This window comes from Stenotrophomonas sp. TWI1151, assembly GCF_039673135.1.
GTDB lineage: Bacteria > Pseudomonadota > Gammaproteobacteria > Xanthomonadales > Xanthomonadaceae > Stenotrophomonas.
In genome coordinates this window covers 24,426-51,337 of sequence record NZ_JBDJLA010000005.1, presented here as the reverse complement: position 1 = coordinate 51,337, position 26,912 = coordinate 24,426, and the positions used below count along the sequence as shown (strand labels likewise).

Genomic DNA, 26,912 nt, shown 5'->3' with positions numbered 1-26,912 from the left:
CAGGGGGGAAAGGCACAATGGCTCGAATCGTACTGATCGAGGATTCACCGACCGACCGTGCGGTGTTCACGCAGTGGTTGACCAAGGCCGGTCATGAAGTCCTGGAAGCGGACAACGCCGAGGACGGGCTCAAGCTCGTGCGCGAGCAGTCGCCGCAGCTGGTGCTGATGGACGTGGTCCTGCCGGGCATGAGTGGCTTCCAGGCGACCCGTGCGATGGCGCGCGACGCGGCCATCAAGCACATTCCGGTGGTCATCGTGAGCACCAAGGCGATGGAAACCGACAAGGCATGGGGGCTGCGCCAGGGGGCGGCCGACTACATCGTCAAGCCGCCGCGCGAGGAGGAACTGATCGCGCGGATCAACCAGTTGGTGGTCTGATGCGTTCTCCTTTCGACATCCTCCAGGCCTACGAGCGACGCAGCCTGGCCCATGCGGTGCAGCTGCCCGAGCGGCAGTTCTCGCAGGACCTGTGGCGAGGCGTCGGCTATCGCGTGGGCAAGCGCCGGCTGGTCTCGGATTTCCGCGAAGTGGTGGAAATCGTCCCGATGCCGCCGATCACCCCGGTGCCCGGCGCACAGCCGTGGCTGCTGGGCGTGGGAAACCTGCGCGGCAACCTGTTCCCGGTGGTGGACCTGAAGTTCTTCCTGGAAGGCGAGCGCACCGTGCAGCAGGAGGGTCAGCGCGTGCTGATCATGCGCCAGGCCGGCGGCGACGTGGCATTGACCATCGATGAACTGTTCGGCCAGCGCAGCTTCGAGCTGGACCAGGACATCGTCGCCGGCGATCTGGCCACCGGCCGCTATGCGCACTTCATCGACCGTGCGTTCCACGGCGATGGCCATGACTGGGGCGTGTTCTCGCTGTCGCTGCTGTCGCGTACCCCCGAATTCAGGCAGGCCGCGGCCTGACCGCAGGCGCCTGTCTCTCCGCATTGAAGATCGAGGTTGAACGATGAGTACTGCTTCGGAATCCGCCAAGGCCGGCAAGCTCGGCTCGGTGGGCACCAATTTCTGGCTCGGCCTGCTGGCCGTGTCGATGATCGTGTTCGGCGTCAACACCGGCGTGGCGACCTGGCAGGGCAGTCGCCTGGCCAGTGCGAGCACCGATGCGGCGAACCTGCAGGTGCTCTCGCAGCAGCTGGCCAACCAGGGCCGTGAGGCGGTCTCGGGCAACGCGCAGGCGTTCACCGCGTTCAAGCTGACCAAGAGCGACATCGAAAGTACCGTCAGTGGGCTGCAGGGCCGCTACGGCACCGAGACCAATGTCGCCGGGCCGCTGAACACGCTGATCCAGACCTGGGAGCCGCTCGGCAAGAGCGCCGGCCAGCTGGTCGCCAGCGAACCGGCCGTGCTGGCCCTGGCCGGCAACGCGAACAACTTCGTCAACGGCGTGCCCGCCCTGCAGGCACAGCTGAACGAAGTGGTCCGCGCGATGTCGGCCAGTGGCGCGCCGTCCTCGCAGGTCTACAACGCCCTGCAGCAGGTCGTGGTGGTCGGCTCGATGGCCCGCCGTGTGACAGAAATGCGCGCCGGTGGTGCCAATGCGGCTGCCGCGGGCGACGCGCTCGCCCGCGACTCGGTGGTCTTCACCCAGGTGCTCGATGCGCTGCGCAACGGCAACGAGGAACTGGGCATTGCCGCGGTCCGCAACGGTCCGGCGCTGGCCGCGCTGGAGCAGTCGCAGAAGCAGTGGGACACCATGAAGCAGGATGCCGACGCCATCCTGGCCAGCTCGCGCCAGCTGTTCGCCGCGCAGTCCTCGGCCGCGGCCCTCACCGGCGGTTCGGCAGACATGCTGCGCGACAGCAAGAAGCTGTTCGAAGCCTTCTCTTCGTTCGGCTCGCTGCGCGATACCCGCCTGTTCCCCAACTTCTGGCTGGGCGTGGCGTCGGGTGCGTTGTCGCTGATCGCCATCATCGGCTTCGTCGGCAGCACGGTGCGCAGCCGCTCGCGTGAACAGGAACTGCGGTACCAGACCCAGGTGGAATACAACAGCCGCAACCAGCAGGCCATCATGCGGCTGCTGGACGAAATCAGCTCGCTGGGTGAAGGCGACCTGACGGTGAAGGCCTCGGTGACCGAGGACATGACCGGCGCCATCGCCGACGCCATCAACTACGCCGTGGATGAGCTGCGCCACCTGGTGACCACGATCAACGACACCTCGGCCAAGGTCGCCGTGTCGACCCAGGAAACCCAGGCTACCGCGATGCAGCTGGCCGAAGCGGCCGGCCACCAGGCCAACCAGATCACCTCGGCCTCCGACCGCATCGGCGAAATCGCCTCGAGCATCGAGCAGGTGTCGCGCAACTCGGCCGAGTCGGCCGACGTGGCGCAGCGCTCGGTGATCATCGCCGCCGAAGGTGCCGGCGTGGTGCGTGAAACGATCCAGGGCATGGACCAGATCCGCGACCAGATCCAGGAAACCTCCAAGCGCATCAAGCGCCTGGGCGAGTCCTCGCAGGAAATCGGCTCGATCGTGGAACTGATCAACGACATTTCCGAGCAGACCAACATTCTGGCGTTGAACGCCGCGGTGCAGGCGGCTTCGGCCGGTGAGGCCGGTCGCGGTTTCGCGGTGGTGGCCGACGAAGTGCAGCGGCTGGCAGAGCGCACCTCCGGTGCGACCCGACGGATCGAAAACCTGGTGCAGGCCATTCAGGCCGATACCAACGAGGCGGTCAGCTCGATGGAGCAGACCACCGCCGAAGTGGTCTCCGGTGCACGCCTGGCCGAAGACGCCGGTACCGCGCTGACCGAAATCGAGCGCGTCTCCAACGCGTTGAACAACCTCATCAAGAACATCTCGATCGCTGCCCAGCAGCAGTCGGCCGCGGCATCGGACATCACCCGCACCATGGGCGTGATCCGTCAGATTACCGGCCAGACCTCGCAGGGCGCGGGACAGACCGCCGAGTCGATCGGCCACCTGGCACAGCTGGCGGCCGACCTGCGCCGCTCGGTCGCCGACTTCAAGCTGCCGGCGTGAGCCGCGGGCAGGGCGGAGAGGGAAGGAACAAGCAGATGATGCATCGCGAGAAATCACCGCACGCCATGTGCGCCGAGCTGCCGGGAGACCTGGCATGAGCACGCTGCGCGATGCCATGAGCCACGCTGCGCTGGGCTGGGTCAAGCCGGAGCTGGACGAGACCCTGCGCCAGGTGCGCAACGAGGTCGAGTACTACGTGGAAGACCCTGCCGATGGCAGTCGGATGCGCTTCTGCGCCGGCTACCTGCACCAGGTGCAGGGCACCCTGCGGATGGTCGAGCTGTATGCCCCGGCGATGGTGGCCGAGGAGCTGGAGCAGTTGGCCAATGCGATCGGTGCCGGTGAGGTGCCCGACCGTGATGAGGCCTGCGCCACGTTGATGCGTGGCAGCGTACTGCTGCCCGATTACCTGGAGCGCCTGCAGAACGGTCACCGCGATATTCCGATCGTGCTGCTGCCGCTGCTCAATGACATCCGGTCGGCCCGCGCCGCCCCGGGCATCAACGAGAGCGTGCTGTTCGCCTTCGCGCCGGACAGCGCGAGCGCCACCGAAGCCGAGCTGGATCACGCGCGCGGCAGCCTGAGCGGGCGCAACCGCGAACTGCTCGATACGGTCGGCAACGCGGTCAAGGAAGAACTGCTGCGCATCAAGGATGCGCTGGACCTGCACCTGCGTACCGGTGGCGAGCCGGTGCAGCTGCAGACCCAGGTCAACGAGCTGGGCGCGGTGGCCGATACGCTGGGCATGATGGGCCTGGGCGTCGCCCGCGGCGTGGTCGTACAGCAGCGCGATGCGCTGCGCGAAGTGGTCGAGGGCGTGCAGCAGATCGATGAAACGCTGCTGCTGGATATCGCCGGCGCGCTGCTTTACGTGGATGCCTCGCTGGATGACCAGGTCGCCCATCTGGGCGCCGGCGGCAGCGGCGAGGACGATCCGAGCGCGGTGGAGAACCGGCGCACAGTGGAGGTGCTGGCGCATGAAGCCATCGCCAACTTCGCTGCGGCGCGCGAGCATTTCGTCGCCTTCATCGAAACCAACTGGAACCACCAGCAGCTGCAGGAAGTACCGCGCCTGCTCGGCGAGGTCGCCGGTGCCCTGCGCATGCTGGATCTGTCGGTTCCGGCCGATTACCTGCAGGGCGTGCGCCAGTACATCGCCGTTGAACTGCTCGGCAAGCAGCGCGTGCCCAGCGGGCGCCAGCTGGACACCCTGGCCGACGCCATGGCCAGCCTGGAGTATTACCTCGAGGCCCTGCGCGAACGTCGCCCGGGCCGCGATGACATTCTGGACATCACCCGCAGCAGCCTGGAAACCCTGCGTTACTGGCCGCTGCCGGCTGCCAACCAGCCGACCCCCGATACCGGACCGGAGTCGTTGCCGGTCGCGGCCGAACCCATCGAGCTCACCCCGTGGGACACGCCTGCACCCGAGCCGATCCAGCTCGGCGTCACCGCTGACATCCCGCGCCCGGCCAACCTGCCGCCGCCGCTGCCGGACTTCACCTTCGATCCGCCGCCGGCGATCACCGCCCCCCTGCCCATGGCACCCGTGGCGCTGGTGTTCGACGCCTCCACCGCCCCGGTCGCCGCCGATGCGCCGCAGTGGACGCTGGCCAGCCATGACGATGTGGACGAACTGCCTACGTTTGCCCATTTCGATCCGGTCATTGCCGACGTGCCGGCCGGCGCCGGGTGGGACGTCGCGCCGCTGCCCTCCGTGCACGCCGATGCTGCGCACGATGAGGTGGATGTGGCGACGCCGGAGCGTGCGCCCGAGGTTTCCGACGTGTCGCTGGAGATGCCGGCCTTCGTGGCCACGGGCGCCGGGTTCGATCCGGTGGCCGCCGAGCACGAGATGCTGGAGCTGAGCGACGAGCCGATCGAATTCACCTTCGATGAGGACCTGCGCAACGCCGACGACGTGGTGTCGCTTCAGATCGATGACAGCGACAGCGACACCGATAGCGTTGCCGCGCAGACGGCCGCGTCCAGCCCGTTCGCGCAGCGCGCGGTGGATGTGGAGGCCCTGCCGACGTTCCTGCAGGAGATTCCGGTGGCCTCGGCGGACGACGGTGTCGCCGAGCCGATCGAGGCGTTCATCGATGGCGCCGACACGGTGCCGCAGGCCGCGGCAGATGCCGCGCTGCCGCCGCCCGCCGTGCAGGATGCGGTCATCCGCCGTATCGAACTGGACGACGCATCCACCCGCTTCCTGGCCGAACTGGACGCCGCCGCCGCGCAGTTCCGCCCGGAAGGCGCCGACACCGGTACCGTGCCGGCCGCGTCTGCACCGGCAAGCCCGGCAGTGGCCGTGGCCGCCGACGACACCAGCATCGAGGCCGGCTTCGAGGACGATGGCGAGAACATCGACCAGGACATCCGCGAGGTCTTCATCGAAGAGTTCGACGAAGAACTGGTGAACCTGGGCAACCTGCTCCCGGCCTGGCGCATCGCGCCGGACAACCTGGACCGCCTGCGCCCGATCCGCCGCGTGTTCCATACCCTCAAGGGCAGTGGCCGGCTGGTCGGTGCGCGTACCTTGGGCGAGTTCAGCTGGAAGATCGAGGGCATGCTCAACCGCGTGCTCGACGGCAGCCGTCCGGCCTCGCCGGCCGTGGTCGCCCTGGTCGGCCAGGCCTACGAGGTGCTGCCGCAGCTCAACGCCGCGCTGCGCGATGGCAGCCGTGTCACCGCCGATCTGCAGGCCATGCAGGCCATCGCCGATCGTGTGGCCGCGGGTGAGGAGACCTTCCATGTGCCGCTGCAGCGTGCGGCTGCAGCGCCCGTGGCGATGGCCGTGGACAGTGGGACGACTGACGCTGCGCCGATGATCGAGAGCACACCGGCCAATATCGACAGTGTGCTGCGCGAGATCCTGGAAGCCGAGGTCGAGGTCCATCAGGCCACGCTGCAGGCGTGGCTGGATGCTGCCACCGATGCACCGCAGCCAGTGACCGACGGGCTGCTGCGCGCCGTGCACACCATGAACGGCGCCTTCGCCATGACCGACGTGCCGGAGATCACGGCGGTCACCGGTGCGGCGGAAAGCTACATCAAGCGTTCCCTGGCCGCCGATGTACTGCCCAGCGCGGCAGGTATGGACGCGCTGGCCGAGACCTGCATCGCGATCACCACCACCATGGCGGCACTGCAGGACGAGGCGCCGCGGGTGCCCGTGCAGAACGCGTTGGCGGCCCGCCTGGTTGCCCTGGCCGATACGTTGCCGGAAGCGCGCTGGCCGGCACTGGTCGAGGACGATCTGGACCTTGTGGACGACGAACCGTACGCCGAGGCGACTGAAGCGGCAGATGCGGGAGCATTCAACGAAGCGACGGCTGCAGATGCCGTGGAAGCGGCTGCCATCGACGTGGATACAGTCGAGGGCAGGGCAGCAGACGCGGATACGGTTGAAGCGGTTGAAGCGGTTGAAGCGGTTGAAGCAGTTGAAGCAGTTGAAGCAGTTGAAGCAGTTGAAGCAGTCGAGGCCGTTGAGGCATACGACGTCGTCGAAGCAGCAGATGCGCACGACGCTACGGTTACCGACGAGCAGCAGGCCGGGATCGATGCCGATGGCCTGAGCGTGATCGAGCCCGGTCGCGCGGTCGCTGTGGCCGACGACGATGCCCTCATGGCCATGGAACTGACGGGCACGGACGACCTGTCCGCCTATTTTGATGCCGAGCTGCCGGACACCGCGCGCCAAGCAGATGCGTTGGCGTCGCCGGACGTCGCGGCCGACGCGGATCTGGCGTCTGTGCATGCAGGCCTGGAAGCCGTCGAGCTGACCTCGGCCGAGGATCTCTCACGTTACTTCGATCATTTCGCCGAGCCGGTCACGCCGGAACGTCCGGTCGACGTCGGCGCTGAAACCGCCTCCGCCTCCAACACGGATACGGACACGGACACGGACGCCAGGGCCGAAGCCGAAGGCGTCGCAGACACCGCGACCGACACCCGGTCCGGCGTGGAAGCGGCGACCGTGGACGTCGCCGACGGTCCGGCCGCTGATGTCGATGCCCATGCCCATGCCGTTGAGCAGGACAGCGACTATGCGGTCGCCGTCGATGACGCGGCCAACGACAGCGGGAGCGACACCGATCCGGACAGCGAGGAAGATGCGCACGCGCTGGATGAGGTCCTGGCGCCGCCGCCGGCCTTTGGCGAGGTGGTGGACGCCCAGCAGGCGGTGGATGACGGTTTGACCGTCGTCGATGCGCCGGATGCCTCCGATACCGGCGTGCTCGGTCTGGACGCCACGGATGAGAACACCGGCGAAGCCGATGCGTTCGCCGAGGCGATCGAGGCCACGGCGCCCGATGTCTCCGCCGACGCGGCCACCCCGGCGCGCTTCTTCGAACTGGAGGACGCACCCGCTGCAACCTTCACGACCGCCCCGGAAGCCGATGATGTCCGCCCCGTGGACGCCACCGACAGCGACGACCTCGCGCCGGGCGATGCGCTCGATTTCACCCTGCTCGACCAGGAGCTGGTCGATATCTTCGTGGAAGAGGGCAAGGACCTGCTCGACCACTGCGATGGCCTGATCAGCGAACTGCGTGCCGCGCCCCAGGACCGCGACGTGATCGCCGGCCTGCAGCGCGACCTGCATACCCTCAAGGGGGGCGCGCGCATGGCCGGGATCAATCCGATCGGCGATCTTGGCCACGGCATTGAATCGCTGCTGGAAGCCGTCGCGGCCAACCGCACCGATATCGACCGCAGCGACGTGCATCTGCTGGAGCGCGGGTTTGATCGCCTGCACCAGCTGCTGACCCGGACCGGGCAGCACCGCACCGTGGCGATGCCCGACGACCTGATCGCCGCGTTCGAGCAGCGTACCCAGGGCCGTGTCGAGCCGGAACAGATCGAGACCACCGAGCCGCCGCTTGCGTCCGGCGATGCCAAGGTCGAGGCCGCCATCGCCGCGCTCGTGGCGGCGCCGCTGTCGGCACCGGTCCCGCTGGAAACCGTCAGCGAGGAAGATGGTCTGCCGCGGCCGCAGCAGGAACAGGTGCGCGTGCGCGCCGATCTGCTCGACCGCCTGGTCAACCACGCCGGTGAAGTAGCGATCTACCGTTCGCGTCTGGAGCAGCAGCTCGGTGCCTTCCGGGGCGCCATGGGCGAACTGGACCGTACCAATGCCCGTCTGCGCGATCAGCTGCGCCGCCTTGATCTGGAAACCGAAGCGCAGATCGTGGCGCGCTATCAGCGTGAGCAGGACCAGGCCGATCACAAATTCGACCCGCTGGAACTGGACCGCTTCTCCACGCTGCAGCAGCTCAGCCGCGCGCTGAACGAGTCCGCGGCTGACTTGGGCGGTCTGCAGGGCGTGCTGGACGATCTGTCGCGCCAGTACGACGTGCTGCTGCAACAGCAGTCGCGCGTCAGTTCGGAGCTGCAGGACGGCCTGATGCGCGCGCGCATGGTGCCGTTCGATGGTCTCGTGCCACGCCTGCGCCGGGTCGTGCGCCAGGCCGGCCAGGACACCGGCAAGCAGGTTCACGTCACCCTCGAAGGGACCCACGGCGAACTGGATCGCAACGTGCTCGACCGCATGGTCGCGCCGTTGGAACACATGCTGCGCAACTCGGTGGCGCATGGCCTGGAAACCCCGGAACAGCGCCGGGCCGCGGGCAAGCCGGAGGAGGGCGAAATCGCCATCCGCCTGCGACGCGAAGGCTCGGAAATCGTGCTGGAAGTGGCCGACGATGGCGCCGGGCTGGACCGCGAGGCGATCCGTCGCCGCGCCGAACAGCGTGGCCTGATCGCCGCCGATGCCGTGCTCGGCGATGCCGAACTGGATGCGATGATCTTCTCGCCCGGCTTCAGCACCGCCGACCAGGTCAGCCAGCTGGCCGGCCGTGGCGTGGGCATGGACGTGGTCCACAACGAAGTGCGCCAGCTGGGTGGTTCGGTGGACATCCACTCGGTCAGCGGCCAGGGCGTTACCTTCACCCTGCGCCTGCCGCAGACGTTGGCGGTCACCCAGGCGGTGTTCGTGCAGATCGGCGAGACCACCTTTGCCGTGCCGGTGGCCTCGGTCAGTGGTATCGGCCGGATCTCGCGCGAGCGCTTTGAAACCGCCAACGGCGGCTACCACTACGGTGGCGAAGAATTCGCGTTGCATGATCTGGGGACGCTGATCGGCCAGGCCCAGGCCCGCGCCGAAGGCCAGGCCCAGGTGCCGCTGCTGCTGGTCCGCGCTGGCGACCTGCGCGTGGCCGTGGCGATCGACCAGGTGCTGGGCAACCGCGAAATCGTGGTCAAGCCGGTCGGCCTGCAGATCGCTTCGGTGCCGGGCATCTACGGTGCGACGATCACCGGCGATGGCCGCGTGGTGGTGATCCTGGACGTGGCTCCGCTGGTGCGCCGCTACCTGGCCAACCCGCACAAGCCGATCACCGCCGCAGCCAAGGTCAGTGATCGCGATGTACCCCTGGTGATGGTGGTCGACGATTCGCTGACCATGCGCAAGGTCACCGGCCGCATCCTGGAGCGCCACAACTTCGAGGTCACGGTCGCCCGTGACGGTATCGAAGCTCTGGAGCGCCTGGATGAGCGCGTGCCCGACCTGATGCTGCTGGATATCGAAATGCCGCGCATGGACGGTTACGAGCTGGCCAGCGTCATGCGCGCCGACCCGCGCTACCAGGGTGTGCCGATCGTGATGATCACCTCGCGCAGCGGCGACAAGCACCGTCAACGCGCCTTTGAACTCGGTGTCCAGCGCTACCTGGGCAAGCCGTACCAGGAACTGGATCTGATGCGCAACGTGTATGACCTGCTGGGGATCGCCCGTGCACGCGAGTGATGCCCATCCCCTGTTGACGGTGGCCCTGCTGGCCCGTTCCGGCCCGGCACGCGACCGCCTGCGCGAAGCGCTCGACCATGCCGGCGCCCGCGTGGTGCTGGAGGACGACCCCAACACGCTCGACCTGCAGGTCCTGCGTGATGCCGATCCCGGTGCGGTCCTGATCGCGCTGGAACCGGCAATCGAAGACGCCCTGGAGCGGTTGGATCCGGTGCTGGGTTCGCCGTCATTGACCCTGATCTTCGACGAAGCCGAGCTGGCTGCACGCCGCGACGGCTGGGAAGCGCAGCGCTGGGCACGGCATCTGGTGGCCAAGCTGCACGGCCATCAGGACGTGCTGCCGCCGGGTTCGGAACAGGACCAGCAGCTGCAGCCCGAACCGGGTCTGCCGGTCACCCCGGCGCAGCTGCATGCCGACGCACCGCTGGCGTTCCATCTGCGCGAAGCCGAGGATGCGGCCGCCGAGGTGCCGGCCGATGGCCTGTACCAGGCGCCGGCGGAGTTGCACGAGCCGGTGTCGCTGGAAGAGGCGCTGGCGGCGCTGCAGCCGGTGGCGCCCGAGCCGATCGCACCAGCGATTCCAACGATTCCGGCCTCGGCACCACCCGCCGCGGCCGCTGCCGTATCGATCGGCGATCACCGCCGGTGGTCGCTGGTGGACGATGACGGTGCTGTCGCGGCGCCCCCGTCGATCAGCGACACGGCGCCGGCACCGGAGCGCTTCGACATCGAACGTCTGTCACTGGTCGAGCTCGAACCCGAGGCCGGTTCCGCCGGTGGCTGCGCGGGCGCGGTGCTGGTCCTGGCCGGCATCGGCGGGCCGGATGCGCTGCGCCGCCTGCTGGCCGCGCTGCCCGAATCGCTGAACACTGCCGTCCTGGTACATATGCGCCTGGACGGCGGCCGCTACGGCAATCTGGTCAAGCAGATGGCACGGGTGTCCGCACTGCCGGTGCTGCTGGCCGAGGACGCCCAGCCCGTTGAAGCCGGCCAGGCCTACATCCTGCCCGACGACATCGGCATCGCCCTGCGGCAGGGCAGCCTGCAGTTCATCGCCGACACCGCCGGCATCCAGATCGAGGCATTGCCGGCCGCGCACAGCGGCGTGGTCCTGCTCAGCGGGGCGGACGCCGCCCAGGTGGACGCCGTGCTCGCTCTGGCCGCCGCCGGTGCCTGGGTGGCCGGTCAGATCGGCGAAGGCTGCTATGACCCGACCGCGGCCAGTGCGGTGGTTGCTGCCGGGCAGGACGCCGGGGAACCGCCGCAGTTGGCCGCCACCATCGCCGCACGCTGGGGCGTGGACGCCTGAGTGGCGCCGACGCACCTTTGAAGGAAGACCCATGAGCTACGCCAGCAACGACGAAATCCGCGGTGTCCTGATCCAGGCCGGGCACGAACGCGTGCTGCTGCCCAACGCCACCGTGGCCGAAATGATGTCCAAGGTGCCGGTCGAAACCGTTCCCGATGCGCCGGCCTGGCTGGTCGGACAGATCGCCTGGCACGGCTGGGACGTGCCGTTGCTGTCCTTCGCCCGGTTGTCCGGGCAGGGTGACGAGCCGGTGGTGGCCAACAACAAGGTTGTCGTGCTCAAGGCGCTGGGCGGCAATCCGCGCCGGCCCTACTTCGCGCTGCTGACCCAGACCTTCCCGCAGCTGATCGCAGTGCCGCGCGACGGGCTGTTGGCCGACGCCTCCGAGGAAACCCTGCCGCAGGGCGTGCACATGCGCGTGCTGCTGGGCGAACAGAGCGCGCTGCTGCCGGACCTGGACGCGCTGGAAGCGGCGCTGGACGAATCCTTCCCCGTGGCGGGGTGAGGTTGCGCATTCGCGAAACCTCCCCGCGATTTGCTTCGCAAACCGCGGGCCCCCCGCGTCACAATCTCCCAGATCCACGCGCCTGCCGGCGCGCCCCCTTGACTCAAGGGGGCCATGGCTCCAGATGAATCAAGGGGGCAGAAGGAACAACGTTGTTTTTCAGCCCAGATCGCCCAACCGTGCCTGCACGGCAGCGATCGCCGCCAAGCCTGCGGTCTCGGTGCGCAGCACGCGCGGGCCCAGCTGCAAGCCCTGGAAGCCCGCCGCGGCCAGCGCCTGGCGGTCGCGCGGCGACCAGCCGCCTTCCGGGCCGATCGCGATCACCACCCCGCCCGGTGCGGCCGAGAGCGTCGACAAGCGATGCTCGCCCTGTGGATCCAGGGTCAATTTCAATGCCTCGGCCGGGACCGCGTTGGCGGCGTCCTGCAGCGAGCGCGGCGCGGCCACGGTCGGCACGCGGGCGCGGCCGGATTGGCCACAGGCCGAGACCACCACACTGCGCCAGTGCGCCAGTCGCTTCTCGGCACGCGCTGCATCCAGCTTCACTTCGGTGCGTTCGGCGTTGACCGGCACGAAGGCCTGCACCCCGAGTTCGGTCGCCTTCTGCAGGATCAGGTCCATCTTTTCCCCGCGGGCAATGCCCTGCAGCAGGGTGATGTGCAAGGGCGATTCGTTGTCCAGCGCGGTGGCCGCCTCGATCCGTACCTGCGCATCGCGCTTGCCGACAGTCACCAGGGTGGCGCTGTAGTCCTGGCCATCGCCGTTGAACAACACGCAGCCATCGCCTTCGCGCAGGCGCATCACGCGCACCAGATGGTTGGCGGCGTCTTCGGGCAGTGCCAGTGTTTGTCCGACCGCCAGCGGATGGTCGATATGGCTGCGGGTCACGCGCATGCGATGGCCTCGTCGATGGCGGCGAGGGTGGTCAGGGCAAGCAGGTCCAAGTGTTCATCCTCAACGCAGTACGGCGGCATCCAATACAGCACATTGCCCAGTGGGCGCAGCACCACGCCGCGTTCGAGCGCCGCTTTATAAGCATGCAGCCCGATCCGGGCCTCGGCCGGGAATGGCGTGCGTTTGTCGCCGTTGCGGGTCAGCTCGAAGGCCACCACCATCCCGGCCTGGCGTACATCGGCGACATGCGCGTGGTCGGCGAACGGTGCGGCCAGGGTGCGCATCACCTCGGCAGTGCTGCGGTTGCGTGCAATCACGTCTTCGTCGGCGAAAATATCCAGGGTCGCCAGCGCGGCGGCGCAGGCCAGCGGATTGCCGGTGTAGCTGTGCGAATGCAGGAAGGCGCGCTCGCGTGAATCATCCAGGAAGGCGTCGTACAGCGCCTGGGTCGCCAGCACCGCCGACAGCGGCAGGAAACCGCCGGTCAGGCCCTTGGACAGGCACAGCAGGTCCGGCATCACCCCGGCCTGCTCACAGGCGAACATCGTGCCGGTGCGGCCGAAGCCGGTGGCGATCTCATCGGCGATCAGGAAGGCACCATTGGCATCGCACAGCGCGCGCGCACGCTGCAGATAGACCGGGTCGTACATGCGCATGCCCCCGGCGCACTGCAGGCGCGGTTCCAGGATCACCGCGCAGATTTCGCCCGGGTGCTGGTCGAACAGCGTGGCCAGTGAATCGGCCGCCTGGTGCGCGCGCTGGGCGGCACTCTGGCCCGGTTCGGCCAGGTAGGCGTCGGGCGACGGGGCGAACAGCGCCTCGGTCAGCAGCGGCGCATACACGCGCCGATACAGCGGGATATCGCCGACGGACAGCGCCCCCAGGGTTTCGCCGTGATAGCCGTTCTCCAGCGCGACGAACCGGGTGCGGTGGTTCTCGCCACGGTTGCGGAAATAGTGGAACGCCATCTTCAGCGCCACTTCCACCCCGGCCGAGCCGTTGTCGGCATAGAACACCTTGGCCAGCGGGTCGCGCCCGGCCTGGCGGGGGGCGATCGCCAGCAGGCGCTCGGCCAGCCGTACCGCCGGCTCATGACTGAAGCCGGCCAGCATCACCTGTTCCAGCTGGGTGGCCTGCTGGGCAATGGCCGCACCGATGCGCGGTTGCGCATGGCCGAACAGATTGGTCCACCAACTGCTCACCGCATCCAGATAGCGATGGCCGTCATGGTCGATCAGCCACGGGCCTTCGCCGCGGGCGATCGGCAGCAGGGGCAGGGTGTCGGGATGCTCACGCATCTGGGTGCACGGGTGCCACAGCACGGCCAGATCGCGTTGCCGCCACTGATCGGCCAGCGTGAGGGGGGCTGGGTCTGCTAGCATTTCGGGCTCATGAACACGTTTTCACCAGTACCCATTCTAGAGATGCTCGCATGAGCCGTCGCCTGCCCATCATCCACCAGATCACGGACGAGGAAAGCGGGCCGTTCCAGCGCCAGCATCTGGATCTGGAGTTTTCCAATGGCGAACGCCGCCGCTTCGAGCGGCTGGTGACCCGCGGTCACGGCGCGGTGGTGGTGGTGCCGATGCTCGATGACGAGACCGTGCTGCTGGTGCGTGAATACGCCGCCGGCATGCACCGGTATGAGCTGGGGCTGGTGAAAGGCCGCATCGATGCCGGCGAAACCCCCGAGCAGGCCGCCGACCGTGAGTTGAAGGAAGAGGCCGGTTACGGCGCCCGCCGGGTCGACGTGCTGCGCGCGATGACTTTGGCCCCCACCTATATGAGCCACCAGTCCTGGCTGGTGGTGGCGCGGGATCTGTACCCCGAGCGCCTGGTCGGTGATGAACCGGAGGAGCTGGAGGTCGTGCCGTGGAAGCTGGCCGATCTGGACCAGTTGATGCTGCGCGAGGATTTCTCCGAAGGCCGATCGCTGGCGGCGCTGTTCATCGCACGCGAGTGGCTGGGGCGGAAGGAATGATCAAACTCACGACGGATCTGCGCGAAACCGTCATCGCCATCGCCCAGGACGCGGCCGCCGCGATCATGGCGGTGTATGCCACGCCGTTCGATGTGGAAATCAAATCCGACCACAGCCCGGTCACGGCAGCCGATCTCGGCGCCAACCAGGTGATCGAGCGTGGGCTGGCCCAGCTCACCCCGGAGCTGCCGATCCTCTCCGAAGAATCGGCGCAGGTGCCGTGGGAGATCCGCCAGCACTGGGGCGCCTACTGGCTGGTCGATCCGCTGGATGGCACCCGCGAATTCGTCAAACGCAACGACGAGTTCAGCGTCAACATCGCACTGATCTACCAGGGCGCGCCGGCGTTCGGCGTGGTGCTCGCCCCGGCCACCGGCCAGATCTGGCATGCGATGCGCGGCGAACTCGCCTACCGCCGCGACGGCATGCGCGATTCGGTGCTGCGCACCCGTACGCCCGCTTCGGCCCCGCTGCGGGTAGCCGCCAGCCGCTCGCACCGCAGCGAGCAGACGCAGGCGCTGCTGGATCGCATGGGCGATATCGAGGTGCTCGCCCAGGGGTCCTCGCTCAAGTTCTGCCGCCTGGCCGAAGGCACGCTGGACGTGTACCCGCGGCTGGGCCCGACCTCCGAGTGGGATACCGCCGCCGGGCAGTGCGTGCTGCACGCCGCCGGGGGCGCGGTGCTCTCGGCCGAGACCGGCAAGCCGTTCCGCTACAACCGCCGCGAGAGCCTCTTGAACGGCGACTTCATCGCGCTGGGCGATACCCGCCTGCCGTGGCGCGCGTGGCTGCCCGCCTGACCTGACTGGAGCAACGATGCCTGCCACCCCCGAACTGGACCGCCTGCTGGGCATCATGGCGCGCCTGCGCGACCCGCTGCAGGGCTGCCCCTGGGACCTGCAGCAGGACTTCGCCAGCATCGCGCCGTACACCATCGAAGAAGCCTACGAGGTCGCCGATGCGATCGACCGTGGCGATCTGGATGACCTCAAGGATGAGCTCGGCGATCTGCTGCTGCAGGTGGTCTTCCACGCGCAGATGGCGCAGGAGCAGGGGGCGTTCGGGTTTGCCGACGTCGCCCGCGCGATCAGCGACAAGATGGAGCGTCGCCATCCGCACGTGTTCGCCCAGGTCCAGGTGGACGGGGCCGAGGACGTCAACAGCAACTGGGAGGCGATCAAACGCGCCGAGCGCGTTGCCAAGGGCCACACCGATACCTCGGCGCTGGCCGGCATCTCGCGTGGCCTGCCGGAGTGGCAGCGGGCGGTGAAGCTGCAGGCACGCGCGGCACGGGTCGGGTTCGACTGGCCGGGCCCGGCGCCGGTGATGGACAAGGTGCGCGAAGAACTGGACGAAGTCGCCGCGGAATTCGCGCGTGGCCCGGTCGAGGAAAATCACGCGCGCCTGCAGGAGGAGCTGGGCGATCTGCTGTTCGTCTGCGCCAACCTGGCCCGCCACGCCAAGGTCGATGTGGGCGCTGCGCTGCGTCTGGCCAACCACAAATTCGAACGACGCTTCCGCGCGATGGAGGCCCAGGCCGATGCAGCGGGGCAGTCCATGGCCGCGCTGGATCTGGAGGCGCAGGAGGCGCTCTGGCAGCAGGCCAAGGCGGACGAGCCCGCCGCGTGAAGACGCTGCTGCTGTTCGTGCTGACCGCCGTGGCCGAAATTGTCGGCTGTTACCTGCCGTGGCTGTGGCTGCGCAAGGACGGCAGTGCGTGGCTGCTGCTGCCGGCGGCCGTCAGCCTGGCGCTGTTCGCCTGGCTGCTGACCCTGCACCCGACCGCCAGCGGGCGCGTCTACGCCGCCTACGGCGGGGTCTATATCGGCACCGCGCTGATGTGGCTGTGGCTGGTGGATGGCATCCGCCCCAGCCGCTGGGACCTGCTCGGCGTCGGCCTGTGCCTGGCCGGCATGATGGTCATCATGTTCGCCCCGCGCACCGCCTGAACCTGGTTGACGGCCCGCCAGGGCACTTCCCGATGCCGGTGTGAAGGTGCCGTGGCTATACTCGGCGTTACGAATCCGGGGAAAGGGAGTGACCTGATGTTTCCGACCATGCTGTTCTCGCTGGTGCTGGCCTTCGTGGCCGTCGTCATCCTCTTCAAGGCCGTGCGGATGGTGCCGCAGGGCTACGAATGGACCGTGGAGCGCTTCGGCCGTTACACCCACACCATGTCGCCCGGCCTGCACTTCCTGATCCCGATCGTCTACGGGGTCGGCCGCAAGGTGAACATGATGGAGCAGGTGCTGGACGTGCCGAGCCAGGAAGTGATCACCAAGGACAACGCCGCCGTGCGCGTGGATGGCGTGGTGTTCTTCCAGGTGCTCGATGCGGCCAAGGCGGCCTACGAGGTCGCCAACCTGGAGGTGGCGATGATCGCGCTGGTGCAGACCAACATCCGCACCGTGATCGGCTCGATGGATCTGGATGAATCGCTCAGCCAGCGGGAGGTGATCAACGCCCAGCTGCTGAGCGTGGTCGACCATGCCACCAACCCGTGGGGCGTGAAGGTGAACCGCATCGAGATCCGCGATATCCAGCCGCCGCGCGATCTGCTCGATGCGATGGCGCGGCAGATGAAAGCCGAGCGCGAAAAGCGCGCGCAGATCCTGGAAGCCGAAGGCTCGCGTCAGTCCGAGATCCTGCGCGCCGAAGGCGAGAAGCAGGCCACCGTGCTGGAGGCCGAGGGCCGCAAGGAGGCGGCCTTCCGCGATGCCGAAGCGCGCGAGCGCCTGGCCGAGGCGGAGGCCAAGGCGACCACGATGGTCTCCGAGGCGATCGCCCAGGGAGACGTGCAGGCGATCAACTACTTCATCGCGCAGAAGTATGTGGAAGCATTCAAGGAACTGGCGACCTCGCCGAACCAGAAGCTGGTGCTGATGCCGATGGAGGCCAGCGGCGTGATCGGCTCGATCGCCGGCGTGGCCGAACTGGCGCGCGAGGCGTTCGCCAAGCAGGAAGAGAAGAAAGCCACGCGCGGCGTCCCGCCGCGGATCGGAGGCTGACATGCGCTGGGAAGTGGTGGCCTGGGGCGCGCTGGCACTGGTGCTGTTCGCCGCCGAGGCGCTCGCGCCCGGCGCCTTCATGTTGTGGATCGGGATCGGTGCGGCGGCCGTGTTCGTGCTGGTCGCGGTGTTCGCCGAGATCCCGCTGCTGTGGCAGGTGGTCGCCTTCGTGGTGCTCAGCGTGGTCTCGATCCAGTGCTACCGGCGCTGGGGGCGATCACACGATCGCCAGAGCGACCAGCCGCTGTTGAACCGGCGCGCCGAGCAGTTGATCGGGCGGGTGGTCGTGCTCGACCAAGGCATCGTGGCCGGCAAGGGCCGGGCCAAGATCGACGATGCATTCTGGGTGGTCGCCGGGCCGGATCTGCCGGCCGGCAGCCCGGTGCGCGTGGTGGCGGTGGAAGGGATGACGCTGAAGGTACAGCAGGCCTGATCCTCGGTTTTCCCGCACCGCCGCAGGCGTTGTGAAGACGGTTCTGGGATAATGATGGCTTGCCTTCATTCCCCCGGAACCGGTCATGACCCAGAAGACGCTTCTCAACGATACCCACCGCGCACTCGGCGCCAAGATGGTCGACTTCGGTGGCTGGGACATGCCCATTCATTACGGTTCGCAGCTGGACGAGCACCACCTGGTGCGCAGCGATGCCGGCATGTTCGACGTCAGCCACATGACCGTGGTGGATCTGCGCGGTGAGCAGGTCAAGCCGTTCCTGCGCACGCTGCTGGCCAACTCGGTGGACAAGCTCAAGGCCACCGGCAAGGCCCTCTACTCGTGCATGCTCAATGCCCGCGGCGGCGTGATCGACGACCTGATCGTCTATTACATGGCTGACGATTTCTTCCGCATGGTGGTCAACGCCTCCACCCGCGAAAAGGACCTGGCCTGGATCCGCGAGCAGGCGGCAGCCTTCAACGTGGAGGTCATCGAGCGCGAAGAGCTGGCCATCATCGCCGTGCAGGGCCCGACCGCACGCGAGCGCGTGATCGGCCTGCTGGGCGAGGGCGACCGCGCCGCGCTGGAAAAGCTGGGCCGCTTCGCTGCCCTGGAGACCGCCACCGCCGACGGCACCGCGCTGTTCGTGGCGCGTACCGGCTACACCGGTGAAGACGGTTTCGAGATCCTGCTGCCGCAGACCGCCGTGGTCGCCTTCTGGAATGCGCTGAGCGCCGCCGGCGTGCGTCCGGCCGGCCTGGGTGCGCGCGATACGCTGCGCCTGGAAGCCGGCATGAATCTCTATGGCCAGGACATGGACGAGGAGATCACACCTTATGAGGCCGGCCTGGCCTGGACCGTGGCACTGGACGAAGGCCGCGACTTCATCGGGCGCGACGTGCTCGAGGCGCAGAAGGCGGCGGGCAACGCCCGCCAGCTGATCGGCCTGGTCATGGATGAGAAGGGCGTGCTGCGTCACGGCCAGGCGGTGCTCACCGCCAGCGGTGAGGGCGAGATCCTGTCGGGCACCTTCTCGCCGACCCTGGGCAAGGGCATCGCGTTCGCCCGCGTGCCGGGCGGCGAACTGGGCGAGGTCCGCGTGGATATCCGTGGCAAGCAGATTCCGGTCCGCGTGGTGAAGTTCCCGTTCGTGCGCGAAGGCCAGGCCCAGCCCGGCGTGTTGATCGACGGCTGATGCCGTGATGTATCCGGTGCGGACGCGTTCGTGTCCGCGCCGGTTGGTTACACTACCCCCGTTTCTTGACCCCCCCTGATATTCCTCGGAGCAGTCCCATGAGCGAGATCCCCGGCGACCTCAAATTCCTCAAGTCCCACGAGTGGGCACGCGTTGAAGGCAGCGGCCGCGTCACCGTCGGTATTTCCGACCACGCCCAGGGCCTGCTTGGCGACCTGGTCTATGTTGAACTGCCGGAGGTTGGCCAGGAGGTCAAGGCCGGCGAACAGGCTGCTGTGGTCGAGTCGGTGAAGGCCGCTTCGGACGTGTACAGCCCGATCACCGGCACGGTGGTCGAGGTCAATTCGGCCCTGAGCGACAAGCCGGAAACCATCAACGAAGACGCCTACGGCGACGGCTGGATCTATGTCGTCGAAGTGGCCGGCCTGGACGAAGTCAACGACCTGCTGGGTCCGGACGACTACGCCGAGCTGCTGGAAAACGAAGATCACTGATCGTCGTTTCCGCTGAAGAACGGCCGCCCGGTGCGGCCGTTTTTTTTTGCCCGCGCGTCGGGCGCGCGCCGATCGCGTTAGTAGTGCGTGAGGATTGCAGTGCGCGCGCGATGGGCGATGATCGCGACGGCTGGCTCATGACGATCGGTTCGGTGCCGATGCGCGCCGGCGATCTGGTCTGCGCCGACGCGCCAATGGCATGCCGAACAGGTATCCCGGCGGACGTGCGGCGATGTTCAACGGCGAACGCCAGGCGCGAACGTGTTGGTCCCGAACGGTCAAAAGTTTGCGCAGTTACGCAAATCGGGTGGAAAAAAGCGCGGGCAGATGTGAAAAGTTTTGCGGTCTGTTTAAGGTGCGCACGGGGAGTCCTGTGGCAGGGGTGGTGGCATGCGATGCGCGCGTGGCGTTGCAGGACGGCGCACGGCGTTGTTGCGATGTCGCTACACGAAAGTGCTTCTTTTAAGTGCTTTTCTTTTCTGTGTTGCCTGTGTTCGGTTGCGTGGGGTGTTCGCGGTGGCGTTGGCATGGCGCTCTCGTCGGCTCGATGACGGGTACGCAGAGGGGGCCGCGGCAGGGTGCCGGTGTGAAAATTTTTCGCCGGGGTTGTTGACAGTGAAAAAAAGCGTGATTAGGTTTCGCCTCAGCAGACCTTGCCTGCGAACAGAGTGAGCAGAATCGACATCAAGTCGCGAAGCACAACCTGGACATCCACCTCGCGTCCGATGACGGTGGAGATGGCTTCGCTTCCTTCAGCGAACCGCAAGACCCTTCCTGATCCGATATCTGCCTGGCCGCATGTGGCAGGTGTCTCCGTATCCGTCACGACGCGCATGACGCGACGGCGGTCCCCGCGACGCAGCAACGGCGGGTTTGCTTTACCTGGGCGTTTCCACTCCATAGATCACTGACGAGGAGCCATCCCATGGCAACCAAGAAAGCTGCGAAGAAAAAGCCGGCCGCCAAAAAGGCAGCCAAGAAGGTCGCTAAAAAGGCGACTGCCAAGAAGGCCGTGAAGAAGGTAGCCAAGAAAGCCGCTGCCAAGAAGACGGTGAAGAAGGCGGCCAAGAAGGCGACCGCTCGCAAGGCAGCCGTAAAGAAGACGGCCAAGAAGGCCGTGAAGAAGACGGCAAAGAAGGCTGCGACCAAGAAGACCGCAAAGAAGGCAGTGAAGAAGACGGCGAAGAAGGCCGTCAAGAAGACGGCGAAGAAAGCCGTCAAGAAGACTGCAAAGAAGGCAGCTGCCAAGAAGACCGCGAAAAAGGCGGTAAAGAAGACGGCCAAGAAGGCGACCCGCAAGGTAGCCAAGAAGGCCGCTCCGAAGAAGGCTGCCAAGAAGACCGCCAAGAAGGCCACCCGCAAGGTAGCCAAGAAGGCCACCGCCAAGAAGGCGACTGCCCGCAAGGCTCCGGCCAAAAAGGCATCCGCGAAGAAGGCAGTGAAGAAGGTCGCAAAGCGCAAGCCGGCCGTTCGCAAGAAGAAGGCCGCGCCGGTCGCGCTGCCGGCAACCCCGGCACCGCTGATCTGAGTTTTTCCCGATAGCCGTACCTGAGACTCCTTCCCTGGCAGCCCAGCGGGGAAGGAGTTTTTTTATGGGCGATACCAAAAAACCAAAAAAAAGGCGGCCATCCGGCCGCCTTTTTCGATGCCACCTGCGGGCGGGATCAGCGCGGTGAAGCGACCGCGCGGTTCGACGAGACACCCTTGCGCTTGCCTTGCGGGGCGGCGTCTTCGGCCATCAGGTTGTCGCTGCCGAAGTCGGTGTCCACGTCCAGCCAGCGCTGGGTCGGCAGGCCCATGGCCTGGTCCAGTACGGTGGGCAGCAGGCCGCTGGGCAGGCTGCTTTCGCCGTTCCACATGATGGCAATGCCGAGGTCGCGCTCGGGCACCAGGGCGACCAGGCCGCGATAGCCCTGGACGGCACCGGCGTGGAAGATCACTTCATGGCCGGCGTAATCGAAGGTGCGCCAGCCAAGCGCGTAGCCGGCCGAGTTGAGGCGCTCGCGGCGCCAGCCCGAGCGCATCTCACCGGGAGTGCTGATCAGGCTGGCATGCAGCGTGGCCAGCAACGGAGCGGGCAGTACGTCGGGGCGATGGCCGGTGTGTGCCAGCAGCCACTGCGCCATGTCGCTGGCACTGGCGTTGACGCCGGCGGCCGGGGCGAGGCGGTAGTAGGTCGGCTTGGGCGTGAGCGCGACCCAGCCATTGCGGCTGCGCACATGCGGGCGTGCCCAGCGCGAGCTGGCCTGGATGCCGGCCAGGCCAAGGCTGGCATCGTCCATGCCCAGCGGCTTGAACAGGCGACGCTCGACGGACTGTTCGTAGAAGCTGCCGGAGGCGGCGTAGACCACATCACCGATCAGGCTGAAGGCCACGTTCTGGTAGGCGTAGCAATCGCCGGGCAGGCACTTGAGCGAGGTGGCCGCCAGCTTGTGGGTGAGTGTGTAGTACTCGGCGTTGGCTTCGACGTCGCGGTCATAGGCGTTGTAGGGCAGGCCGACGCGGTGGCTGAGCAGATCGGCCACGGTCAGGCGCTCGGTTGCTTCGGGCGTGCTCAACTGGAAGCCGGGCACGTAGTCGGTGACCTTGCTGTCCCAGCGCAGGGTGCCATCGTTGACCAGCAGGCCGGCCATGGTGCCGGCGAAAGCCTTGGACAACGAGGCCAGGCGGAACACGGTGTGGGCATCGACCTGCTGCGGATTGTTGACGTCGGTGACACCGTAGCCGCGCGCGCTGAGCACGCGGCCGCCCTGCACGATGGCAACCGCCATGCCCGGCACGCGCTCGCCGTAGGTGAGCTGCTGCGCCATCGATTCGATCGAGGCCACGTTGAAACCCTGCGCGGGCGGCTGCACTTTCAGGCCGGCCGGCGTGGTGCGATACGCGGCAGGCTGGGTATGCGGGGCGGCGGTCGGCGCCGATTCCTCGATGTTGACCGGGAACCCGGCGGGCGCAGCGGCGGGTGTCTGTGCAGTGGAAGACATGGCGATGGGCATCAACATGCCCAACAACCCGGTTGCCGCCGAACGGATCGGTCGGCGCCTGTTGTTCTGGTTCATCGTATGGGTGCCCGTGCGCGACTGCTGTGACCGATTCTAGCGCCGCTTTTCGTGATTGCACAAACGAATCGAAGATGAATGCGTATCGCGTTGAAAACGCGTGGGTTTTGCCAATCCCGAGCGGATCCGGCGCGCCGGGGGGAGGGCGGTCCAGCGCACCCCTGTTCAGGCAGTGGCGGCGGTCCGGATCCAGTGTGCGGCCCGCTCGGCGATCATCATGGTCGGTGCATTGGTATTGCCGCTGATCAGGCGCGGCATCACCGAGGCGTCCACCACCCGCAGCCGTTCGGTGCCGTGCACGCGCAGGGTGCCCGGATCGACCACCGCCTCGGCATGCTGCCCCATCGCGCAGGTCCCGACCGGGTGGTAGATGGTCTCGGCCTTGGCCCGGATGAAGGCTTCCAATGCTGCGTCGTCCAGCGCGTTGTGCGCGGGGAACACCGGCGCGCCGCGCCAGCGGTCAAACGCAGGCTGCTGCAGGATCCTGCGCGACAGCCGGGCGCATTCAAGCATCATCTTCAGATCGTGGCCGGCGGCGTCACCCAGGTAGTTGGCGTGGATGCGCGGCGGTGAGCGCGCATCGGCATCACGCAGGCGCAGCTGCCCGCGGCTGTGCGGGTGCAGCGGGCAGGCATGCAGCGTATAGCCATCGCCCGGCAACCGGTGGCGGCCGTGGTTGTCCAGCATCGCCGGGACGAAATGGAACTGGATGTCGGCGCGGGCCTCCGTAGCCAGCGACGAGCGGGCGAAGCCGCCGGCCTCGGCCAGGTTGCTGGTGCCGGCGCCGCGGTGGCCGCGCAGGAAGTAGTCCACGGCGATGCGCAGTTCGCTGCTGCGGTCGTAGCTGACACCCGGGCCGGTGTGCACGACGGTGCAGATGTCCAGGTGGTCCTGCAGGTTGCGGCCGACACCGGGCAGATCCACGCGCGGGGTGATGCCGTGGCAGCGCAGCGTGTCCGCCTCGCCGATGCCGGAGAGCATCAGCAGGTGCGGGGAGTGGATGGCGCCGGCGCTGAGGATCACCTCCGCGCCCGCGCGTGCGTGGAGGTGGTGCGCGCCACGCCGATAGTGCGCGCCGGTCGCCGTCGTGCCCTGGAAACTCAGCGCGGTCGCCTGCGCCCCGGTGAGCACCGTCAGGTTGCGCCGGTGGCGTGCCGGGCGCAGATAGGCGTCCGCGCTCGAACACCGTGCACCGTCGCGCTGGGTGACCTGGTACAGCCCGACGCCGAGCTGCTGGTCACCGTTGAAGTCCGCATTGTGGGGATGGCCGGCCTGCTGTGCGGCGGCGATGAAAGCGGCCGACAGGGGATTGTGGTGGCGCAGGTCGGACACCGACAGCGGTCCTGCGGCGCCGTGCAGCGCGCTGGCACCGCGGCTGTTGCGCTCGCTGTGCAGGAACCAGGGCAGCACCTGGTCCCAGCCCCAGCCGATGGCGCCACCCGCTTCCCAGCCGTCGTAGTCGGCCGGTACGCCGCGCACGTAGCACATCGCATTGATCGAACTCGAGCCCCCCAGCACCTTGCCGCGCGGCCACCACAGGCGACGGCCCTCCAGTGCAGGCTCCGGCTCGGTCTCCAGGTTCCAGTTGATGCGGCGGTTGTTGACCAGCCGCGCCAACCCGGCCGGCATATGGATGAAGGGGTTGGTATCGCGCGGGCCCGCTTCCAGCAGCAGTACCCGGCAGGCCGGGTCTTCGCTGAGCCGGTGGGCCAGCACGCAGCCGGCAGAACCGGCTCCAATCACGATGTAGTCGTACATGCCGCTCCTTGCCGGGGTGCGCACCGAGCATAAGACAGGTTGGGGCAGGCAGGGGCTGCGGGGTGCGCCACGCAGCGTTGCGCCGATGGGCGTGCCGGAGGCTGGCGATGTTGCGGTGCATCGTTTACCTTGCGCGCTTCGACGCCCGGAGTTCCCCACATGCTGCCGTTGCAACGCCCCTTGTCCGCGCAGAGCGGGCAATGACCGCGGCGACCGGGACCGGCACGGCAGCCGGTGGGATGCTGAGTGCGTGGCGGCGTTCGCCGCCGCTGATCTGGGCTTCGCTGTACTTCTTCTGCCTGCTCAGCGGCTACTACGTCCTGCGCCCGGTGCGCGAAGCGATGGCGGCCTCGTCGGATCTGCAGACCGTGTTTCCGCTGCCGCTGATCCAGTGGTTCGCCGGGCACGGGATCGCCCTGCAGGACTTCGTGCTGCAGTTCCTGTTCACCTGCGTGTTCTTCATCATGCTGGTGCTGCAGCCGCTGTACGGCGCGCTGGTGAGCCGCTATCCGCGCCGGGTGTTCCTGCCGGCGGTGTATGGGTTCTTCATTGTCACCCTGCTCGGCTTCTACGTGATGTTCGAGACCGGCGTGCCCGGGCGGGGGATGGCGTTCTTTTTCTGGATCACCGTCTTCAACCTGTTTGCGGTGGCCGTGTTCTGGAGCTTCATGGCCGACGTGTTCTCCAACGTGGAGGCGCGCGCGTATTACGGCTATCTCGGCGCGGCCGGGACGATCGGCGCATTCCTTGGGCCGATCATCACCTCGGCGCTGGTGCAGCGGGTCGGCATCGCCAATCTGATGCTGGTCTCGGCCGGCTTCCTGTTGATCTGCCTGGGCTGCATCTGGCGGCTGCGGCTGTGGGCGGTGGCACGCGAACAGGAGCGGCAGCTGGTTTCCGGTGAGACGCCGATGGGCGGCAGCGTGTTCGATGGCCTGAAGCTGATCGTGCGTGAGCCGATGCTGCGCTGGCTGGCGCTGATGGTGCTGTTCGGCGTGGGCGTAGGCACGATGCTCTACAACGAGCAGGCCTCGATCGTGCGCCGCCTGTACCCAGATGCAGCGGCAAGCACGGCGTTCTTTTCACGCGTGGACCTGGCGGTGAACACGCTGACCCTGATCATCCAGCTTGGCTTCACGCGCTGGTTGCTGTCGCGGTATGGGATCGCCCCGGCGCTGTTGATTCCCGGCGTGGCGATCATCATCGGGTTCTCGATCCTGGCGGCCTCCCCGTTGCCCTTGATGGTGGCGATGGTGCAGGTCATGACCCGCGCCAGCGAATTCTCGCTGGCCAAACCGGCGCGCGAGACGATCTACACCCGTGTGGACCGCCAGTGGCGCTACAAGGCCGGCGCGGCGATCGACACCGTGGTCTACCGCGGTGGCGATCTGACCTTCGCCTGGGTGCACAAGGGACTGTCCCTGTTCGGTTCGCACATTGTGTTCGTCGGTGGGCTGGTCGTGGCCGGGGCGATGACCGTCGCAGCATTGGGCCTACTGCGCGAGGAAAAGAAGCTGCCGGGCGAGCGTCCGGAGTAAGCTCTCTGCAGTCTTCCAGGAACCTGAGCCCATGTATTGGATCGCGCTGTCGTTGACCCTGTTGGTCGCCCTGCTGCACGTGTATTTCCTGGTCCTGGAAATGTTCCTGTGGACCAAGCCGCTGGGATTGAAGACCTTCCGCAATACGCCGGAAAAGGCGCAGGCCACGCGGGTGCTGGCGGCCAATCAAGGGCTGTACAACGGCTTCCTTGCCGCGGGCCTGTTGTGGGGCCTGTTCGATCACCTGCCGATGCTGGTGAACTTCATGCTGGGCTGCGTGATCGTGGCCGGCTGCTATGGCGCGTACAGCGTCAACAAGCGGATCTTCTTCATCCAGGCGGTGCCGGCGATCCTGGCCGTAGCGGCATGGTGGATGGTGCCGGCCTGACCGGGGGGTAGAGCCACCCCATGGGTGGCTGCGCGGCACCGATCAACGCTTGACCGGCGACACCCACATGGCGATCCGTGCCTCGAACACGGCCGTGCCGGCGTCATCGCGCACCTGCACCTTCACCGGCAGCGCGTAACCCGCCTCGGCCGCCACGATCGGCTGCTCCGGCGTGGCCACGGCATACTGGGTGCCCGTTGCCTTGGCCAGGTACTGCACCTCCATGCCCTTCGGGATCCAGCGCATGCCCTTGGGCAGCGAGGCATCCACCATCAGCCCGGCGGTGAGCTCAGCCAGGTTGCACAGCGCGATCGCGTGCACCGTGCCGATGTGGTTGGTGACCTTGCGCCGGTGCGCGATGCGGCCTTCGCAGCGGCCCGGTTCGAGCAGCGTGATGCGCGGGGCGATGCTGGCGAAGTAGGGCGCCTTGACGCACACCGCGCGCGAGAACAGCCAGTTGCCGGCAGGCCAACGCTGCATGCGGCGGTAAAGCGTGAGCAGTGGAGCGGACATCGGGGGTCTCCCTAAAGAAACGGCGGACCGAAG

General features: G+C 67.3%; 20 protein-coding genes and 2 pseudogenes. 16 read left to right on the top strand and 6 right to left on the bottom strand.

Features of this window, described 5'->3' with window-relative positions; translation table 11 throughout:
- Nucleotides 1-17: 17 nt before the first annotated feature.
- The 6 genes from ABE422_RS08310 (at nt 18) to ABE422_RS08285 (ending at nt 11,615) form a co-directional block, all read left to right on the top strand.
- The gene (locus ABE422_RS08310) at nt 18-380 is read left to right on the top strand and encodes a response regulator (protein WP_123730426.1); all 363 of its coding nucleotides are present in this window, start codon (nt 18-20) and stop codon (nt 378-380) included.
- A complete protein-coding gene (locus ABE422_RS08305; RefSeq protein WP_088432919.1) occupies nt 380-910 on the top strand; it encodes a chemotaxis protein CheW in 531 nt (176 codons plus the stop codon). Before ABE422_RS08310 ends, ABE422_RS08305 begins: the two co-directional genes overlap by 1 nt.
- Nucleotides 911-953: 43 nt before the next feature.
- On the top strand, nt 954-2,990 hold the full coding sequence (locus ABE422_RS08300; RefSeq protein WP_313210486.1) for a methyl-accepting chemotaxis protein: 2,037 nt from the start codon (nt 954-956) through the stop codon (nt 2,988-2,990).
- A 94-nt stretch (nt 2,991-3,084) separates the two neighbouring features.
- Nucleotides 3,085-9,801, top strand: a complete 6,717-nt coding sequence (locus tag ABE422_RS08295) for an Hpt domain-containing protein (RefSeq protein WP_346482787.1) — start codon at nt 3,085-3,087, stop codon at nt 9,799-9,801.
- A complete protein-coding gene (locus ABE422_RS08290) occupies nt 9,767-11,110 on the top strand; it encodes a chemotaxis protein CheB (RefSeq protein ID WP_346482786.1) in 1,344 nt (447 codons plus the stop codon). Before ABE422_RS08295 ends, ABE422_RS08290 begins: the two co-directional genes overlap by 35 nt.
- 31 nt (nt 11,111-11,141) lie before the next feature.
- Nucleotides 11,142-11,615, top strand: a complete 474-nt coding sequence (locus tag ABE422_RS08285) for a chemotaxis protein CheW (protein WP_121039036.1) — start codon at nt 11,142-11,144, stop codon at nt 11,613-11,615.
- 159 nt (nt 11,616-11,774) lie between these two features.
- Here ABE422_RS08285 and ABE422_RS08280 read toward each other — a convergent pair whose 3' ends face one another.
- On the bottom strand, nt 11,775-12,509 hold the full coding sequence (locus ABE422_RS08280) for a 16S rRNA (uracil(1498)-N(3))-methyltransferase (protein ID WP_346463268.1): 735 nt from the start codon (nt 12,507-12,509) through the stop codon (nt 11,775-11,777).
- On the bottom strand, nt 12,500-13,891 hold the full coding sequence (gene bioA / locus ABE422_RS08275) for an adenosylmethionine--8-amino-7-oxononanoate transaminase (protein WP_346482785.1): 1,392 nt from the start codon (nt 13,889-13,891) through the stop codon (nt 12,500-12,502). Before bioA ends, ABE422_RS08280 begins: the two co-directional genes overlap by 10 nt.
- Nucleotides 13,892-13,941: 50 nt before the next feature.
- Here bioA and nudE point away from each other — a divergent pair, with 50 nt between their 5' ends.
- The 8 genes from nudE (at nt 13,942) to gcvH (ending at nt 19,623) form a co-directional block, all read left to right on the top strand.
- A complete protein-coding gene (gene nudE / locus ABE422_RS08270; RefSeq protein ID WP_121039027.1) occupies nt 13,942-14,490 on the top strand; it encodes an ADP compounds hydrolase NudE in 549 nt (182 codons plus the stop codon).
- Nucleotides 14,487-15,290 (top strand): 3'(2'),5'-bisphosphate nucleotidase CysQ, encoded by an 804-nt coding sequence (gene cysQ / locus ABE422_RS08265; protein WP_121039024.1) that lies wholly within the window; start codon nt 14,487-14,489, stop codon nt 15,288-15,290. The genes nudE and cysQ overlap by 4 nt, the downstream gene beginning before the upstream one ends.
- A gap of 16 nt (nt 15,291-15,306) precedes the next feature.
- The gene (mazG, locus tag ABE422_RS08260; protein WP_313210499.1) at nt 15,307-16,119 is read left to right on the top strand and encodes a nucleoside triphosphate pyrophosphohydrolase; all 813 of its coding nucleotides are present in this window, start codon (nt 15,307-15,309) and stop codon (nt 16,117-16,119) included.
- Nucleotides 16,116-16,439, top strand: a complete 324-nt coding sequence (locus ABE422_RS08255; protein WP_313210501.1) for a YnfA family protein — start codon at nt 16,116-16,118, stop codon at nt 16,437-16,439. The genes mazG and ABE422_RS08255 overlap by 4 nt, the downstream gene beginning before the upstream one ends.
- Nucleotides 16,440-16,535: 96 nt before the next feature.
- The gene (locus ABE422_RS08250; protein ID WP_046272684.1) at nt 16,536-17,498 is read left to right on the top strand and encodes an SPFH domain-containing protein; all 963 of its coding nucleotides are present in this window, start codon (nt 16,536-16,538) and stop codon (nt 17,496-17,498) included.
- A gap of 1 nt (nt 17,499) precedes the next feature.
- Nucleotides 17,500-17,931, top strand: a complete 432-nt coding sequence (locus ABE422_RS08245) for an NfeD family protein (protein ID WP_313210505.1) — start codon at nt 17,500-17,502, stop codon at nt 17,929-17,931.
- Between the two features lie 85 nt (nt 17,932-18,016).
- A complete protein-coding gene (gcvT, locus tag ABE422_RS08240) occupies nt 18,017-19,129 on the top strand; it encodes a glycine cleavage system aminomethyltransferase GcvT (RefSeq protein ID WP_313219742.1) in 1,113 nt (370 codons plus the stop codon).
- Nucleotides 19,130-19,227: 98 nt separating this feature from the next.
- Nucleotides 19,228-19,623, top strand: a complete 396-nt coding sequence (gene gcvH, locus ABE422_RS08235) for a glycine cleavage system protein GcvH (protein WP_123730439.1) — start codon at nt 19,228-19,230, stop codon at nt 19,621-19,623.
- Nucleotides 19,624-20,547: 924 nt separating this feature from the next.
- Here gcvH and ABE422_RS08230 read toward each other — a convergent pair.
- The 3 genes and pseudogenes from ABE422_RS08230 to ABE422_RS08220 form a co-directional block, all read right to left on the bottom strand.
- Nucleotides 20,548-21,027, bottom strand: a pseudogene (locus tag ABE422_RS08230) (hypothetical protein); the annotation flags it as partial.
- Between the two features lie 260 nt (nt 21,028-21,287).
- A complete protein-coding gene (locus ABE422_RS08225; RefSeq protein ID WP_313210510.1) occupies nt 21,288-22,682 on the bottom strand; it encodes a serine hydrolase domain-containing protein in 1,395 nt (464 codons plus the stop codon).
- A gap of 165 nt (nt 22,683-22,847) precedes the next feature.
- Nucleotides 22,848-24,471, bottom strand: a pseudogene (locus ABE422_RS08220) (choline dehydrogenase).
- A 169-nt stretch (nt 24,472-24,640) separates the two neighbouring features.
- Here ABE422_RS08220 and ABE422_RS08215 point away from each other — a divergent pair.
- Complete coding sequence (locus tag ABE422_RS08215) at nt 24,641-25,978, top strand: MFS transporter (protein ID WP_313210512.1); 1,338 nt, start codon at nt 24,641-24,643, stop codon at nt 25,976-25,978.
- Nucleotides 25,979-26,009: 31 nt separating this feature from the next.
- Nucleotides 26,010-26,366 (top strand): DUF1304 domain-containing protein, encoded by a 357-nt coding sequence (locus ABE422_RS08210; RefSeq protein WP_346482784.1) that lies wholly within the window; start codon nt 26,010-26,012, stop codon nt 26,364-26,366.
- A 42-nt stretch (nt 26,367-26,408) separates the two neighbouring features.
- On the opposite strand, the gene ABE422_RS08205 is transcribed toward ABE422_RS08210, so the two are convergent.
- Entirely contained in the window at nt 26,409-26,879 is a 471-nt protein-coding gene (locus ABE422_RS08205) for a hotdog fold domain-containing protein (RefSeq protein WP_313219746.1), read from the bottom strand.
- Nucleotides 26,880-26,912 lie beyond the last annotated feature (33 nt).